A 14,417-nucleotide genomic window follows, 5' to 3' on the forward strand; every position below is an offset into this window, starting at 1 on the left:
TCCGATTGAAAAACGGACCGAGGGTCCGTATCGTTCTAACCGGACCCACGGTCCGCATTCTATGAGGCGTACGAGAGGGAGGGACACCCATGTCCGAAACCGCACCCGCACCCGGTGCCGGAGCCGCACCCGGAGCCGTACCGGCCTCGCCGGCCGAGCTGTACCGCCACGGCCTGCGGCTGCTGCTCGCCGGGGACATCGCCGGCTGGGTCGGCCTGTGGGCCGAGGACGGGGTGATGGAGTTCCCGTTCGCGCCCCCGGGGTGGCCCCGGCGGCTGGAGGGCCGGAAGGCCGTCGCCGACTACATGCGCCCCTACCCCGACCACATCGACCTGCACGACTTCCCCGAGGCCGACCTGCGGATCCACGAGACCGCCGACCCCCGGACCATCGTGGTCGAGATGCGTGCCACCGGACGGCTGGTGCGCACCTCGGACCCGTACGACATGACGTACGTCGCCGTCGTCGGCTACGACGCCGACGGCCTCATCACCGCCTACCGCGACTACTGGAACCCCCTCGCCGCCCTCGGACCCGGCGCCGTACTCGTGGAGAGCGCCCGATGACCGCCGCCGCCCCGGCCACCCTCGTCATCGGCGCCACCGGTACCACCGGCAGCCGCACCGCCGCCCTCCTGGCGGCCGCCGGCCACCCGGTCAAGGCGGCGAGCCGCGGGGGAGTCCCGGTCGCCGGAGCCGAGCCGGTCCGCTTCGACTGGTACGACCCGGACACCCACGACCCCGCCCTCGACGGCGTCGACCGCCTCTATGTGATCCCGCCCGTCGGGGACCCCGACCCCGAGGCCGTCGTCCTGCCCTTCCTGCGCCGCGCCCGCGCCCGCGGCGCGCGGCGCGCGGTGCTCCTGAGCGCCTCCTCCATTCCCGAGGGCGGGCCCGCGACCGGCCGGGTGCACGCCGCCCTGCCGGGCGTCTTCGACGAATGGGCGGTCCTGCGGCCGTCGTGGTTCATGCAGAACTTCACCGGCGACCACATGCACGCCCGCGGCATCAGGGACGACGGCGTCATCGTCACGGCCGCCGGGGACGGCCGGGTCGGCTTCGTCGACGCCGACGACATCGCGGCCGTCGCCGTCCGGGCCCTCACCGATCCGCACGCCCCCGGCACCGACCTCGTCCTCACGGGGCCCGAGGCCCTGAGCCACGCGGACATCGCCGCCGTCGTCACCGAGGTGACCGGCCGGCCCGTGCGCCACCGGCCGCTGTCCTACGAGGAGATGCGCGAGCGGCTCGCCCGCCTGATGCCCGCCGAGTTCGCCGCGATGCTGGCCGGTATGGACCGGGCGATCGCCGAGGGGGCGGAGGACCGGGTGACCGACACCGTCGAACGCCTCACCGGCCGCCCCGCCCGCGGCTTCCGCGCCCTCGCCGAACGGGAACTCGCGGGCCGCTGACCGGGGGCGGGTGCGGGTTCAGGGCCGGGGGTGCAGTGGCACCGGCAGGCGGTTGAGCACGATGCCGAACTCGGCCCGGTAGAGGGCCCGTACCTCCTCGTCGTCCGCCAGCTCCCGCTCCGCGCGCTCGCCGTCCGCCGAGGTGGTGATGAGGGTGTGGTCCCGCAGGGTGATCCGGCCGCCGTCCGCGGTGAGGCGGGAGCAGACGGGGCCCCTGGTGAACCCGGACTCCGGGCTGGTGCGGTGCCACCAGGCGCCGGTCACGAAGTCGGCCAGCACGCGGGGGCGGGTCTCCAGCCGGTACACGGGCACCCCGTCGCGCAGCACCTCCAGGTCGCCGTCACCGCCGCGCTCCGCGTCGTCCGCGGCCGGCCGGACGAGGAACACCCCGCCCGGGTCCTTCTGCTCACCCGGCTCGTCCAGGTCGAGCGGGTACGCGCTGTGGTCGCCGAAACCCACGTCCGCGAGCCAGCGCCCGTCGACGCGCAGCGCCAGGTGGTCGTAGGGGATGCCCGGCGCGCCGTCCTTCCCGTGGACCCGGCCCTGGAGGAGCTCCACGCGGTGGCCGAGTGAGGTCAGCAACGCGGCGAAGGCGCCGTTGAGTTCGTAGCAGATGCCGCCCCGCCCGGCGGTCACGACCTTGTCGAAGACGGCGTCCCCGGTGAGCGTGACGTCCTCGCCGAGGTGGATCGACAGGTTCTCGAACGGCACGGCGCGCAGATGGCACAGGTGCAGCTCGCGCAGCGCGCCGGCGGTGGGCCGGGCGGGCCGCGCCGCTCCCAGGCGGCGCAGGTAGGCGTCGGTGCGGGCGGGGCCGAGAGGTTCCATGCCCCCACTCTCGCGCCTCCCGTCCCGCCGCGCCACGCCCCTTCGGCCCTGATGTCAGGTCGCGGACCGGGCACGCGGCCAGGCCCCCGCGAGGGCGGCGTACCCGGGAGCCTAGACTGCGCGGGACCGCCGGAACACCGACGAGGGGAACCAGTTGCAGGCGCTCCGCGATGTCCCGGCCGGCCCCGCCGTGGCGGGGCCGGCATGACCCGGCCCGTCCCCGGCGCCCTGCACCACGTCGAGATCTGGGTCCCCGACCTGGAACGGGCCGTCGTCTCCTTCGGGTGGCTGCTGGAGGCCCTCGGCTACGCGCCGTTCCAGAGCTGGGGCGACGGGCGCAGCTGGCGGCTCGGGGCCACATACCTGGTCTTCGAACGGTCGCCCGCCCTCACGGCCGGGGAGCACGACCGGTGCCGGCCCGGGCTGAACCACCTGGCGTTCCACGTCGAGGACCACCTCGCCGTGGACGCCCTGGTCCGCGAGGCGCCACGGCACGGCTGGAGGCTGATGTTCCCCGACCGCCATCCGTACGCGGGTGGGGAGGGGACCTACGCCGCCTACCTGGAGGACGCGGACGGCTTCGAGGTCGAACTCGTCGCCATCGAAGGGCCGGCCTGACGGCCCGACGAGGGCAGTTCGTATTCGGCCATGACAACTACGCCCGGACACACCACAATTGGGTCGAACCAAGCGGTGGGGGAGGCGCTGATGGCCCGGGCTCTGCGGATCGGCATACCGGTGGGTGTCGTGGTGCTGGTGGCGTGCGCGCCGCTGTACGCGCCGTACTACTCCACCGTCCTGGTGTGGGAGCTGCGCAAGCTCTTCGGCTGGCTGTCCCTGCCGCTGCTCGCGGGGGCGTTCGTCGCCCTGGTGTGGACGGTGTGGTGGCTGGTGCGCAGGCGGCGCGGGAAGACCGGGGCGGGGGGAGCGGCGGGGACCCTCGGCTGCCTGGGCGTCGTCGCCGGCCTCGCGCTCGCCGTCGCCTGGCTGGTCTACGGCGCGTACCTCCAGGACCGGTCCTACATGCAGGCCACGGAGATCGTCACCGAGCCGGTGCCCGCACTGGCACCCCGCGCCCCCTACCTCGTCGGCAAGGCGCAGGCCGCCCCGCACCTGGGCGACGTCACCGGTGAGATCGCCGACATCACCTACCTTCCCGACTCGGACCGGTTCGCCACCCTCGTCGAACGCAGCGGCTGGCTGTCCGGGTACGAGGTCGGCCTCGTGCAGGAGGTGCCGCTCGGCGGCACCGGCCGCTCGCAGCAGCGCTGTTCCTTCGACGTGGACGTGGCGGACGCGCGCATCAGCGGCTGGTACGGGCACAACCTGGGCCGGCTGATCTCCGAGCAGAAGCGCTGGGTCCGCTTCGAGGCGAGCGACGCCTACGTGACCTGCCAGGGCGACACGCCCATCGTCGTCGTCCCCCTCAAGCGCCAGACCGGGATCCTGGTCGTGACCGAGCGCCCGGCCGGAGTCGCGCTCTACGACGGCCGGACGGGCAAGGTCACCATCACCACCGACACGGACGGCATCCCGGGCCCGTCCTACCCGCTCAGCCTGGCCGCCCGGCAGCGGGAGTCGGCCGTCGCCGTCGGCAGCTTCTCCGACTGGTGGTTCGACCGCAGCGGCTGGGACGCCTCGGAGGACGGGGCGAACCAGGGCAACGACTCGGAATTCACCCTGCGCTACGGGGACTCCAGCGGACGCAGCGTCTACGTCACCCCCCTCACCCCGCAGGGCGAGGCCAGCTCGGTCGTCGCCGTCGCGACGGTTCCCGCCCGCCACCGGGGCGGCGGCCTGGCGCCCCTGACCGTCCACCGGCTCGACCCCACCTGGTCCTCGCCGAAGGCGATCACCGCGCTGATCAAGGCCGAGTACCGGGACGTCTGCTGCTACAACGACGACCAGGTGTTCGAGGTCGTCCCCACCGGCGGAACCACCTGGACGGCCACCATCGGCAGCGAACAGGACATCCGCTACCGGGTCGAGGGCCGGGGCCAGATCGCGGGCCGCGAGGCGACCTGCCTCAAGGCCGCTGACGGCACACTGATCCGCTGCGCGTTCGCGGCGCCCGGCTCACCGGAGGAGCAGGAACTCAAACGGCGCGAGGACCAGAAGAAGGACAAACCCCAGGCCGGCCCACCGGACCTCGGCGACCTGACCGCCTACACCCCCGAGCAACTGGCCGAGATCAACCGCCGCATCGGTGAGGAGATCAACCGCCGGCTCAAGGGAGGCTAGACGGTCCTCTCGGGCGGGAGGGCCTACAGGACGGCGATGCCCAGGGGCCGGGTGCCGGCGGGGAGACGGCGGGCGGTGCCGTCGGCGAGGTCGACGACGGTCAGCCCGTTCCAGTAGCCCTCCCGGGTGTAGCCGCCGGTGACGTACGCCGTCCGGCCGTCGCGGGAGACCGCCACGTCCTCGTGCGGGCCGTCCAGCGGGTACACCCGCTCCTCGCCGCCGGGTGACCTGACCGTGAGGGAGGGGCCCCCGCCCTCCTCCACGGCGCCGGTGCCCACGACGAGTAGCCGGCCGTCGGGGGTGAGGGCGGTGCCGTGCTGGTGGGTGCCGGCCGTCATCCGTTCCACGGAGACCGCCCCGCTGCGGGGGTCCACCACCGCCAGCCGCTCCCCCTCGAAGGGCAGCAGCAGCCGGCCGTCCCCGGGGCGCACGACCGCGTAGTGCGGTTTGAGCCAGGAGCCGAGGCCGCCCTCCGTGCCGTACGGGGCCACCTCGATCCGGCGCGGCGCGAGGGTGGCGGCATCGACCACCGTGACGTCGTACGAGTCGTGGCCGGTCACGTACACCTCGCCGCCGTCGCGGGCGACGTCCACGTCGAAGGGGCGGCGGCCCACCGGCACGGTGGCGGTGACCTTCCGGGCGGCGGTGTCGACCACCTCGAGCACGCCCCGGCCGCCGGGGACGTTGACCCCGACGTAGGCGCGCGAGCCGTCCGGCGAGAGCGCGATGCCCATGCCCCCGCCCCGGTACTCGCCGGTGCCGGCCGGCCCGGTGGCCGTGGTGTACGGGATCCGGGCCACACGGGCGCGGGTGCGGGTGTCGACCGCCGCCACGCCCTCGGCGGTGGCCACCCAGGCCAGCCCGTCCGGGCCGACGGCCAGCCCGTAGGGGGCGGCGCCGACGGTGACGGAGCCGACCGGACCGTGCCGGGGGTCGACGAAGGTGACGGTGTCGGCGCCGAAGTCGGCGAGGAGGAGGGTCCCTTCGGGAGTGGGACGGCCGGCGGGCAGCGGCGTCCCGCCCGGCGCGGGCGGGGCGGCGGTGCGGGGCGCGCCCGCCCCCGCGCCGCCCTCGGCGCCGCCGGCCGCGGTGCCGGCCGTGGTGCCCGCCGTGGTGCAGCCGCCCAGCAGGGCGGCGACGGCCGGCACGACGGCGAGCAGCGCCCGCGCCCGGCGGCTCACCGGGCGCCCCCGGTGCCCCGGCCGTCACGGCCGGAGCGTTGCTGCGCCGCCCGCAGGAGCAGCGCCAGGCCGTCGAAGCCGCGTCGCACCGCGTGCTCGTACGCGGTCACGCCCTGGGAGTCGGCGAGCCACGGGTCCGCGCCGGCGGCCAGCAGCAGCCGGACGACCTCCTCGTGGCGGGAGCCGCCGTCGCCGAGGATCACCGCCTCCAGCAGTGCGGTCCAGCCGAGCCGGTTGACGTGGTCGACGTCGATGTCCGTCTCCGCCAGCACGGCCCGCACGTAGGCGACGTGCCCGCGTTCGGCGGCCGGGATGACGGAGATCCCGCCGAACCGGTTGCGCCGGGTCAGGTCGGGGCCGGCCGGGAGCAGGGCCCGCATCATGCGGACGCTGCCGGTCACCCCGGTGACCAGCCAGGCGGTGTCCTCACGGGAGTCGGCGGCGTCGGGGTCGGCGCCGGCGGCGACCAGCACCTCGGCGACGTCGACGTGGTCGCCGAGCGCGGCGAGCAGGAGCGGTGTGCGGAGGTCCTCGTCGCGGGTCCCGGGAGCGGCGCCGGCGGCGAGCGCGGCGCGCACCCCGTCCGCGTCCCCGGCCCCGGCGGCGTCGAGCAGCAGTCGGTCGTGCGGGTTCATGCCCCCATCGTGCTCCGGCCCGCCGGGGCGGCAGGTCCCCCCGCCGTCCCCTCCTCCCCGCTCACCCGGCCGACCCGCGCGTCATCCGATCGGCCGATCCGCGCCGTCCCGGTGTCCGCTACGCCGTCGTGGGGGAGGCGGCCGCCGGGTCCGGCAGTCCCGCGAGCAGCCGGAGGTCCGCGCGGAGCTCGGAGTCGAGCACCTCGTCGGGCAGGCCCGCGTCGTCGACCAGCTCGCGCACCAGGTGCGCGTTCGCCGCGAACGCGGCCCTGCACCGTTCGCCCTCCGGCTGCTCGTCGCCGCTGAACCAGAAGTCCTCCTCGCCCGGCCTGGCGGGACGGCTCAGTTCGGCGGCGAAGCCCAGGAAGCCGAGCAGGGGCCCGCGCGCCGGGAGTTCCGGCTCGACGGCGAGCCTCAGGAGGAAGGGCAGGGCGGCCGGCGTCGCCGGGCCGAGCAGGAGCATGTGGCTCATCAGGGTGTTGGTGAGGACGCGCTGGGCCTCGTGGCCGGCGGCCGGGTCGAGCAGCCCGTGCAGCAGCGCCGGTATCTGCGCGGTGCATCCGGTCAACTCGGCCCAGGGGACCTCCTCGCAGCCCCGCAGCGCGGGGTGTTCACCGCCGCCGGGCCGCCCTGCCCCCGGGTACTCCGCCAGGAACCGCGCCACCATGGCCTCTCTGGCCGCGCAACTCAGCGTGCACATGAGCCCGCCCCTCTCCGTCATCCTTCATCGATCACATGATCCTCTCGCAGGCCGGGACCGCCGACGAGCGGGGGCGGTCCGGCAAGGCGATCCCGCGCGCCCGGCCCTCACGGGTGCCCGCGTCCGCCGGAGCCGAGAACCGTCCGGGCGGCGTGGCGAACGGCCGCCTGCGGGGCAGGAGCGTGGTCGCTGGGCATCGTTGCACCCGGCGCGTGCGCGGCCGGCCCGGGCGCGCGCCACCCGTACGGAGCCGATGAGAGAGGGACGCGATGACGAACATGCGCACCGTCGGTGTCGAGGAGGAACTGCTGCTGGTCGACCCCCGGACCGGCGAGCCGCTCGCGCTGTCGGCGGCGGTGATGTCGGCCGCCTCCCGGGAGGGGAACGGGAAGGACGGGCCGGCGGCCGGCGCGCTGGAGTCGGAGCTCAAGTGCGAGCAGGTGGAGTTCGCCACCCGGCCCGTCCTCGGGATGGGGGAGCTGGCCGAGGAGATCGTCCGCTGGCGCGCCGAGGCGGCCCGGCACGCCGCCGACGCGGGCGGGGCCCTGGCGGCCCTGGCCACGTCCCCGCTGCCGGTGACGCCGTCCACGATGCCCGGCGAACGGTACGGCTGGGTGAGCCGCCAGTTCGGCCTGACCGCGCGGGAGCAGCTCACCTGCGGCTGCCACGTCCACGTCTCGGTGGCATCGGACGACGAGGGCGTGGGCGTCCTCGACCGGATCCGGCCCTGGCTGCCGGTCCTGACCGCCCTCAGCGCCAATTCGCCGTTCTGGCAGGGCCAGGACAGCGAGTACGCCGGCTACCGCAGCCGCGTGTGGAACCGCCTGCCCTCCGCCGGCCCCACCGAACTCTTCGGCAGCGCGGAGAACTACCACCGGCAGGTGCGCGACATGATCGCCACCGGGGTGCTGCGCGACACCGGCATGATCTACTTCGACGCCCGCCTCTCCGCCACCTACCCCACCGTCGAGATCCGCGTCGCCGACGTCTGCCTCGAACCCGGCACCCCCGTCCTGCTCGCCGCCCTGTGCCGCGCGCTGGTGGAGACCGCCGCCCGCGAGAGGCGCGCCGGACGCCCGCCGGCCCCGGTCGGCGTCGGCATGCTGCGGCTCGCCGCCTGGCGGGCGGCCCGATCGGGCCTGGACGGCCCCCTGCTCGACCCGCGCGACATGAGCCCCGCCGCTCCCGAAGCGGTCCTCGACGTGCTGGTGGAGCACGTACGGGACGCCCTCGACGACCACGGCGACCTCGACCTCGTACGCGAGGGGCTCGCCCACCTCCTCGCCCACGGCAACGGCGCCCGCATCCAGCGCCGCCTCCTGCGCACCACCGGCGACCTGGGCGCCATGGTGGCGGAGTGCGCCCGCCTGACGGTGGCGCGCACGCTGTAGGGACGAGGCCGGCGCGGGCGGGTGACCGGGCCCCGGCCGCGCGCGGCCCGCGGAATTCGGTGATCTTCGCGCGCCCCCGCGTGCCAGAATCCGCCGTATGCCCATTCGATATCCACGTCCCCTGCGTCCCGGCGACCGCATCGGCGTCACCTCTCCGTCCAGCGGGGTCGCGGAGGCGATGCGCCCCCGCCTCGACGTCGCCGTCCGCGACCTGGAGGACCGGGGTTACGAGGTCGTCGTCGGCCGGTGCATGGACGGCGCCGGGCACATCAGCGCCCCGGCCGCAGACCGGGCGGCGGAACTGACGTCGATGCTGACCGACCCGGGCATCCGGGCCGTCGTACCGCCGTGGGGCGGCGAGACCGCGATCGACCTGCTGCCGCTGCTCGACTGGGCCCGCCTGCGCGAGGCGGAGCCGACCTGGATCGTCGGGTACTCCGACATGTCGACCCTGTTGACGCCGCTGACCCTGCTGACGGGCACGGCGACCGTCCACGGGACCAACCTGATGGACACGCCCTACCGCGTGCCCGAAGGCCTGCGGTCCTGGCTGGACATCGCCGAGGCGCCGCAGGAGCACGGCTTCACCCAGACCCCGCCCGGCCGCCACCGGGCCCCCGGATTCGACGACTTCGCGGCCTTCCCCGGGATACGCGAGCACACCCTCGACCGCGCGGGGACCTGGACCCGGCTCGACGGGAGCGGCGACGTCATCGCGGAGGGGCGGCTGATCGGCGGCTGCGTCGAGACCCTGTGCAACCTCACGGGAACCCCCTACCTCGACGTCGCGGCCTTCGCCGACGCCGAGGCGCCCGACGGGCTCCTCGTGTACGTGGAGGCGGGGGGCGACGATGCGTTCACCATCTGCCGCAACCTGCACGGCATGCGGCTCGCCGGGTTCTTCGACCGGGCGAACGCGGTGCTCGTCGGCCGCACTTACGCACCGGACAACCGCTCCCTCAGCCAGCACGAGGCCGTCCTCGACGCCCTGGGCCCGCTCGGCGTGCCCGTCATCGCCGACGTCGAATGCGGGCACGTCGCACCGTACCTGCCCCTCGTCAACGGGGCGCACGGCCGCGTCGTCCACACCCCGGGCCGGAGCGAACTCACCCAGACCCTGCGCTGACGGCTGTCAGCGCCCCTGCGGCGCCCGGGACTCCAGCAGCTCCCCGGCGCGCTCCAGCAGCACCGGCATCAGCCTCTCCCGCCACGCGTCGAGGGAGACCGAGCCGCTGGACATGCCGCCGTGGGGCTGTGCGTACCGCTCCAGGTACACGGACGACGCCGCGCTCTCGTAGAGGTCCTCCCCGACGAGCTCGCGGAACGCCACCCGCAGGCGGTGGGCCACGGCCTCGGGAGAGGCCGGGAGGTCGGTCCCGGACAGGGCGTCGCGCAGCGCCCGCCACAGGTACGGGTCGCCCCGCAGGCCCCACCGGCCGGGCTCGGGGTCGAAGAGCACGGACATCCGGGGGAGCGGCACCTCCACAGGTGCCCCGGCGGCGAGGCCGGCCAGGGCCGCACCCAGCCCGCCGCCCACGAGCAGTCCCACTCCGTGGTTGTCGGCGAGGAGGCACAGCACCAGTCCGGCGGCGGGGACGAGGAGGGCCGCCCCCCGCCGCGCTCCGTCACCGCGCACCACGTACCAGGCGGCGAGCGCGCCCACGAGGCCGCAGATCGCCACCGAGTCGCCGCCCCCGCGCGGGCTCCAGCCGGCCATGCTCACCGCCTGCGCCGCGACCCCGCTCACCGCGAAGACCAGCACCGTCCGCCAGGCCCCGAACTGCCGCTCGGCCACCGGCGCGACCACCGCGAGCGCGGCCAGGTTGAGCAGGAGCTGGCCCCATCCCGACGACTGCACCCCCAGGGCGGTCACGGCCCGCCACCACCCGCCACCGGGTTCCCGCTCCAGCGCGCCGACCATCCCGGGCACGACGTTCTGCGCCACCCCGAGCACCACCATGACGGCCACCATCCCCGCCGCGACCGGCGGCACGGGCCGCCGCCACGCCCGTATCAGGGCCACCGGAGGAGGCACGTTCCCGTCGTCCCGCGCGACGAGCGCCGCGAGCACCCCGACCCCCGACGCGACGACGGCCACCGCGCACCCATAGAGCACCACCCTGTGCATGTCCATGATCAAAGCCTGTCAGACCCTCCGGCCATCCCCGCCAGGGGCTTGCGTCGACCAACTCCCAAATAAATTCTGCAAAAATACTTTTGGAAAGTCGGCGGGGGTCCTAACCTGCCGTCATGGTCAGCGAAGAACCCAGACGCGTCCTCGATCCCGAGCGCGACGCCGCGGCCCTGAAGGCCCTCACCCACCCCTTGCGCATCAAACTGCTCGGGCTGCTGCGCCAGCACGGACCGGCGACCGCCAGCGAACTCGCCGTCAGAACGGCCGAGTCGTCCGCTTCCACCAGCTATCACCTTCGTGTCCTCGCCAAGTACGCGTTCGTCGCCGAAGCCGAGCACCGTGACGGGCGCGAACGCCGCTGGCAGGCGGTGCACTCCGCGACCTCATGGAGCGGCGAGGCCATGAGCGCCACGCCGGCCAGCCGCGCCTACGTCGGCGTGTCACGCAGGGTCCAGATCGAGCACCTGGAGACCTCCCTCGTCCGGCACGAGGCCGACGTCGCCGACGGGCGGCTGGGGGAGGAGTGGGTGGGCCCGTCCGGGATCAGCGACCGGCTCCCCCGGCTGACCCCCGAGTCGCTCGCCGAACTCTGGGACGCCCTCGACCGGAAGCTGGAGGAACTGACCGCCCGTGACGCGGCGGACCCGCGCGCCGCGCAGGTCGTACTCCTCACCGCCGGACTGCCCCTGGCACCCGCACCCCGGCCCGTCGACGCTCCCCAGGCCCCCGGCGCACCGTCCGATGCCGAGAGTGCGATATGACCAGTCCGCCGCTGGACCTACCCGCCGCGCGCCGCCGCTACGTCACCGTCTGCGCGCTCTTCTGGCTGCCGCTGGGCCTGACCATCGCACCCCTGATCCTGCTGTTCACCGAGCGCGGGATGACGACGGCGGCCATCGCGGGCTTCCTCGCCGCGCACTCCCTCACCGCGGCGGCGCTGGAACTGCCCACCGGGGGACTGTCCGACGTACTGGGACGCCGTGTCGTCCTGGCCGCCGCCGGCCTGCTGGACCTGGCCGCCCTGACCCTCCAGGCGCTGGGCACCACGCCCTGGCTGCTCGCCCTCGGCGCGGCCCTGATGGGTGCCGGCCGCGCACTGTCCAGCGGACCGGCCGAAGCCTGGTACGTCGACACCGTCCACGCCCACGCCGGCCCCGGCGCCGACCTGCGTACCGGCCTGGCCCGCGGCTCCTCCGCGACGTCCGCCGCGCTCGCGGCCGGCACCCTGCTCGGCGGCGTCCTCCCCTGGCTGCTCGGCCTCGGACCCGATCTCGGCTCCCGGCTCGGCGAGGCCACCTCCGGGCTGGTGCTGCCCCTGTCCGTCCCGCTGCTGCTGGGCGCGGTGGTGGAGATCGCCTTCGTGCTCTACGCGTGGACCGCGCTCCCCGAACCGCCCCGCCCGGCGGCCGCGCTGCGTGACGTGCTCCGGGACGTCCCGGCCACGGTCGCGGCCGGGCTGCGCCTGGGCGGCGGTGACGTGCTGGTCCGCCGGGTGCTCCTCAGCGCGGGGGCCGCGGGCGGCGCCGTGGCCGCGGTCGAACTGCTCGTGCCGGGCCGCGCGGCCGCCCTCACGGGTGCGCCGGAGTCTGGGGCGGTGCTCTTCGCCGCCCTGGCCTGCGCCGGGTTCGTCTGCGCGGGTCTCGGCAGTCAGCTCGCACCGCTGACCGCCCGCCTCGCGGGCGGCGGTGAGCGCGCCGTCCTGGCCGGCCTCGCCGCCGGCGCCTGCGGGCTGTTCCTGCTCGGAGCCACCTCGGCGTTCACGGGCGCGGTTCCCGTGGTGCTCGCGGTCGTGGGCTACGGCCTGCTCTACCTCGGGCTCGGCTCGGCGGGCCCGAGCGAGAACGAGGCCCTGCACCGCCGTGTCGACGGCGCGGGACGGGCGACGGCGCTGTCCGTCCAGTCCCTCGCCCTGCAACTGGCCGGCGCCCTGGCCGGGTTGATCACCGGTGTCCTTCCGAAGGGCCCGCTGCCCTGGCTGCTGGGAGGTGCCGCGCTGCTGTCGGCGGCCCTCCTGTGGGTCCGGCCGCCCGCACACCCCGAGCCCGGTGCTGCGGACGCCGCACCCCGGCCGCACGCGGGACACCGAGCCGCGTCGTAAATCGGTTCCCCGCCCGCGACCCCGGCCCTAGAGTGCGGCCGTGGAGATCACCTATGAGCGTGTCGAGCCCGCCCACGCGCGGCAGTTGGCCGAGTTCCTCTGCGGTGACACCTGGCCGTTCCACGGCTCGGAGGTCGTCGGCGAGGAGCAGGCGCGGGGGTGGGTCGGGGACGGTGCGGGCGACCGTGTCTTCTGGATCACCCTGGCCGGCGAACGGGCCGGGCTCGTCCGGCTGATGGACCTGGGCGACCCGACACCGCTGTTCGACCTGCGGATCCGTACCGAGTACCGGGGGCGGGGCCTCGGGGGAGCGGCCCTGGTCTGGCTCACCGGGTACGTGTTCACGCAGTTCCCGGACGTCCGGCGGATCGAGGGCACCACCCGCCGGGACAACGCGGCGATGCGCCGCGTCTTCCGGCGCGCGGGCTACGTGAAGGAAGCGCACTACCGGGACGCCTGGCCCGCGGCCGGCGGACGGGTGCACGACGCCGTCGGGTACGGCGTCCTGCGCCGGGACTGGCTCTCCGGCACCACGACGGCTCCCGACTGGGACGACGAGCCCGCCGCCAGGGGCGATTGAGGTCTGGCCAGTGGACGGATTCAGCCGATGGTGATCGATTGATATAGCGTGCCCACGTCAATCAGACGTAGCGCGTGACCATCGAGGGATTCCCCTATGACCTACCCGCCGCAGCAGGGCTCCGGCCCCTACGGCCAGCCCGGACCTTACGCTCAGCAGCCGCAGGGGTACCCGCCGCCGCAGCCCGGGTACGCGTACCCGCCGCCGCAGGCCCAGCCGCCGTACGGCGGGGCGCCGCAGCAGCCGGTGTACCCGAACCAGCCGCACCCGCAGATGCAGCCGCCCCCGCAGCAGTGGGCCGCGCCCCCGGCGCCCCCGGCCCGGAGCGGGGGCATCGGGCCGATGAAGATCCTCAAGGGCATCGGCATCGTGCTCGTCCTCATCGTCGCCGCCGTGGGGTACTTCCTCAGCCAGGACGACGCCGACCACGCCGAGGTCGGCGACTGCCTGAAGAACAACGGCACCTCGGCGGCCACCCTGGACCTCCAGGTGGTCGACTGCGGCACCGCCGGCGCCACCTACAAGGTCGTCGACGTCATCTCCGGCACGCTGGACACCAACCGCTGCCAGGGCAAGTCCGACATGGGCTACTACGAGCAGACCCGGGGCTCCCGCCGCCACTCCGGCAAGCAGTTCGTGCTCTGCCTCAACCAGATCAAGAAGTAGGCACCTCGGCGCCCCGCGGGGGCCGCGCCGGTCATCCGACCCGGCGCGGCCCCCGCCCGCGTTCACGGCGCCGGATCGGCCGTCCGCCAGGAGGCCATCTGCTCCCGGAACTTCGGGCAGACGACGATGTCCTCCTCCCCGCACCTGAGGGCGTGCGTCAGGAGCTGGTGCGCGTGTTCGAGGTCGACCATGCGCTGCTCGATCTCGCCGATCTTGGCGCGGATCATCGCCTCCCTGAGCGGCTGGTCCCGCTGGAACTCCTTGATCTCGACCAGCGTCAGCCCGGCCTGCTGGCAGGTGCGCAGCACCGTGATCCGCTCCGCGGCCTCCGGCGGATAGCGCCGCTGCCCGCTCACCCGCTCCGGCGCGGGCAGCAGCCCGTTGCGCTCCCAGTACCGGATGGCCGACGCCGGCACCCCGGTGAGCCCGGCGAGCCGGCCGATCGTCATCCGTGCGTCGCTCCGCATCCCCGCCCCTCCTCCTCGTCCCCTCGTCCCTCGTCTTGACTTGAACCTTAGTTCAAGTTGAAGAGTGGTCCGCAGGACGGCGGGG

Annotated in this window: 16 protein-coding genes; 10 read left to right on the top strand and 6 right to left on the bottom strand. The window is 74.8% G+C overall.

Annotated elements, in window-relative coordinates:
* Window positions 1-89 precede the first annotated feature (89 nt).
* Window positions 90-566, top strand: coding sequence for a nuclear transport factor 2 family protein (locus ABT403_RS30400; protein WP_344166908.1), 477 nt, complete (start codon window positions 90-92; stop codon window positions 564-566).
* Window positions 563-1,411 carry an NmrA family NAD(P)-binding protein gene (locus ABT403_RS30405; RefSeq protein WP_344166906.1) on the top strand — a complete coding sequence of 283 codons (849 nt, stop codon included), beginning with the start codon at window positions 563-565 and terminating at the stop codon, window positions 1,409-1,411. Before ABT403_RS30400 ends, ABT403_RS30405 begins: the two co-directional genes overlap by 4 nt.
* Before the next feature lie 18 nt (window positions 1,412-1,429).
* On the opposite strand, the gene ABT403_RS30410 is transcribed toward ABT403_RS30405, so the two are convergent.
* Window positions 1,430-2,239, bottom strand: coding sequence for an arylamine N-acetyltransferase family protein (locus tag ABT403_RS30410; protein ID WP_344166904.1), 810 nt, complete (start codon window positions 2,237-2,239; stop codon window positions 1,430-1,432).
* A gap of 204 nt (window positions 2,240-2,443) precedes the next feature.
* On the opposite strand from ABT403_RS30410, the gene ABT403_RS30415 reads away from it, so the two are divergent.
* Window positions 2,444-2,857 carry a VOC family protein gene (locus tag ABT403_RS30415; protein WP_344166902.1) on the top strand — a complete coding sequence of 138 codons (414 nt, stop codon included), beginning with the start codon at window positions 2,444-2,446 and terminating at the stop codon, window positions 2,855-2,857.
* Window positions 2,858-2,947: 90 nt separating this feature from the next.
* Window positions 2,948-4,480 (top strand): hypothetical protein, encoded by a 1,533-nt coding sequence (locus tag ABT403_RS30420; RefSeq protein ID WP_344166900.1) that lies wholly within the window; start codon window positions 2,948-2,950, stop codon window positions 4,478-4,480.
* A gap of 23 nt (window positions 4,481-4,503) precedes the next feature.
* Here the strand turns inward: ABT403_RS30420 and ABT403_RS30425 are convergent, their stop codons facing one another.
* The 3 genes from ABT403_RS30425 to ABT403_RS30435 form a co-directional block, all read right to left on the bottom strand.
* The gene (locus ABT403_RS30425; protein ID WP_344166898.1) at window positions 4,504-5,661 is read right to left on the bottom strand and encodes a YncE family protein; all 1,158 of its coding nucleotides are present in this window, start codon (window positions 5,659-5,661) and stop codon (window positions 4,504-4,506) included.
* On the bottom strand, window positions 5,658-6,296 hold the full coding sequence (locus ABT403_RS30430; protein ID WP_344166896.1) for an ankyrin repeat domain-containing protein: 639 nt from the start codon (window positions 6,294-6,296) through the stop codon (window positions 5,658-5,660). Before ABT403_RS30430 ends, ABT403_RS30425 begins: the two co-directional genes overlap by 4 nt.
* 118 nt (window positions 6,297-6,414) lie before the next feature.
* Window positions 6,415-6,996 (bottom strand): hypothetical protein, encoded by a 582-nt coding sequence (locus ABT403_RS30435; RefSeq protein WP_344166894.1) that lies wholly within the window; start codon window positions 6,994-6,996, stop codon window positions 6,415-6,417.
* A 278-nt stretch (window positions 6,997-7,274) separates the two neighbouring features.
* Between ABT403_RS30435 and ABT403_RS30440 the strand changes: the two genes are divergently transcribed.
* Together ABT403_RS30440 and ABT403_RS30445 are read left to right on the top strand one after the other, a co-directional pair.
* Window positions 7,275-8,387: a glutamate--cysteine ligase gene (locus ABT403_RS30440; protein WP_344168374.1), complete on the top strand. Its 1,113-nt coding sequence runs from the start codon at window positions 7,275-7,277 to the stop codon at window positions 8,385-8,387.
* Window positions 8,388-8,484: 97 nt separating this feature from the next.
* Entirely contained in the window at window positions 8,485-9,513 is a 1,029-nt protein-coding gene (locus tag ABT403_RS30445; protein WP_344166892.1) for a S66 family peptidase, read from the top strand.
* Window positions 9,514-9,519: 6 nt separating this feature from the next.
* On the opposite strand, the gene ABT403_RS30450 is transcribed toward ABT403_RS30445, so the two are convergent.
* Window positions 9,520-10,521, bottom strand: a complete 1,002-nt coding sequence (locus tag ABT403_RS30450) for a rhomboid family intramembrane serine protease (RefSeq protein WP_344166890.1) — start codon at window positions 10,519-10,521, stop codon at window positions 9,520-9,522.
* 116 nt (window positions 10,522-10,637) lie between these two features.
* Here ABT403_RS30450 and ABT403_RS30455 point away from each other — a divergent pair, with 116 nt between their 5' ends.
* The 4 genes from ABT403_RS30455 (at window position 10,638) to ABT403_RS30470 (ending at window position 13,865) form a co-directional block, all read left to right on the top strand.
* Window positions 10,638-11,282, top strand: coding sequence for an ArsR/SmtB family transcription factor (locus tag ABT403_RS30455; protein WP_344166888.1), 645 nt, complete (start codon window positions 10,638-10,640; stop codon window positions 11,280-11,282).
* Window positions 11,279-12,619 carry an MFS transporter gene (locus ABT403_RS30460; protein ID WP_344166886.1) on the top strand — a complete coding sequence of 447 codons (1,341 nt, stop codon included), beginning with the start codon at window positions 11,279-11,281 and terminating at the stop codon, window positions 12,617-12,619. The genes ABT403_RS30455 and ABT403_RS30460 overlap by 4 nt, the downstream gene beginning before the upstream one ends.
* 40 nt (window positions 12,620-12,659) lie before the next feature.
* Window positions 12,660-13,199, top strand: a complete 540-nt coding sequence (locus ABT403_RS30465) for a GNAT family N-acetyltransferase (protein WP_344166884.1) — start codon at window positions 12,660-12,662, stop codon at window positions 13,197-13,199.
* Between the two features lie 96 nt (window positions 13,200-13,295).
* The gene (locus tag ABT403_RS30470; protein WP_344166882.1) at window positions 13,296-13,865 is read left to right on the top strand and encodes an LppU/SCO3897 family protein; all 570 of its coding nucleotides are present in this window, start codon (window positions 13,296-13,298) and stop codon (window positions 13,863-13,865) included.
* A 62-nt stretch (window positions 13,866-13,927) separates the two neighbouring features.
* Here ABT403_RS30470 and ABT403_RS30475 read toward each other — a convergent pair whose 3' ends face one another.
* Window positions 13,928-14,332 carry a MerR family transcriptional regulator gene (locus ABT403_RS30475; protein WP_344166880.1) on the bottom strand — a complete coding sequence of 135 codons (405 nt, stop codon included), beginning with the start codon at window positions 14,330-14,332 and terminating at the stop codon, window positions 13,928-13,930.
* Between the last annotated feature and the right edge of the window lie 85 nt (window positions 14,333-14,417).

The sequence above is a fragment of the Streptomyces sp. NPDC000075 genome (assembly GCF_040301925.1).
In the GTDB taxonomy this organism is placed as follows: domain Bacteria; phylum Actinomycetota; class Actinomycetes; order Streptomycetales; family Streptomycetaceae; genus Streptomyces; species Streptomyces polychromogenes.

Excerpts from the sequence above, each read along its gene's own strand:
- ABT403_RS30405 (WP_344166906.1), top strand. The coding sequence starts at position 563 with ATGACCGCCGCCGCCCCGGCCACCCTCGTCATCGGCGCCACCGGTACC.
- ABT403_RS30455 (WP_344166888.1), top strand. The coding sequence starts at position 10,638 with ATGGTCAGCGAAGAACCCAGACGCGTCCTCGATCCCGAGCGCGACGCC.
- ABT403_RS30400 (WP_344166908.1), top strand. The coding sequence starts at position 90 with ATGTCCGAAACCGCACCCGCACCCGGTGCCGGAGCCGCACCCGGAGCC.
- ABT403_RS30445 (WP_344166892.1), top strand. The coding sequence starts at position 8,485 with ATGCCCATTCGATATCCACGTCCCCTGCGTCCCGGCGACCGCATCGGC.
- ABT403_RS30440 (WP_344168374.1), top strand. The coding sequence starts at position 7,275 with ATGCGCACCGTCGGTGTCGAGGAGGAACTGCTGCTGGTCGACCCCCGG.
- ABT403_RS30410 (WP_344166904.1), bottom strand. The coding sequence starts at position 2,239 with ATGGAACCTCTCGGCCCCGCCCGCACCGACGCCTACCTGCGCCGCCTG.
- ABT403_RS30470 (WP_344166882.1), top strand. The coding sequence starts at position 13,296 with ATGACCTACCCGCCGCAGCAGGGCTCCGGCCCCTACGGCCAGCCCGGA.
- ABT403_RS30415 (WP_344166902.1), top strand. The coding sequence starts at position 2,444 with ATGACCCGGCCCGTCCCCGGCGCCCTGCACCACGTCGAGATCTGGGTC.
- ABT403_RS30420 (WP_344166900.1), top strand. The coding sequence starts at position 2,948 with ATGGCCCGGGCTCTGCGGATCGGCATACCGGTGGGTGTCGTGGTGCTG.
- ABT403_RS30435 (WP_344166894.1), bottom strand. The coding sequence starts at position 6,996 with ATGTGCACGCTGAGTTGCGCGGCCAGAGAGGCCATGGTGGCGCGGTTC.
- ABT403_RS30475 (WP_344166880.1), bottom strand. The coding sequence starts at position 14,332 with ATGCGGAGCGACGCACGGATGACGATCGGCCGGCTCGCCGGGCTCACC.
- ABT403_RS30430 (WP_344166896.1), bottom strand. The coding sequence starts at position 6,296 with ATGAACCCGCACGACCGACTGCTGCTCGACGCCGCCGGGGCCGGGGAC.
- ABT403_RS30450 (WP_344166890.1), bottom strand. The coding sequence starts at position 10,521 with ATGGACATGCACAGGGTGGTGCTCTATGGGTGCGCGGTGGCCGTCGTC.
- ABT403_RS30460 (WP_344166886.1), top strand. The coding sequence starts at position 11,279 with ATGACCAGTCCGCCGCTGGACCTACCCGCCGCGCGCCGCCGCTACGTC.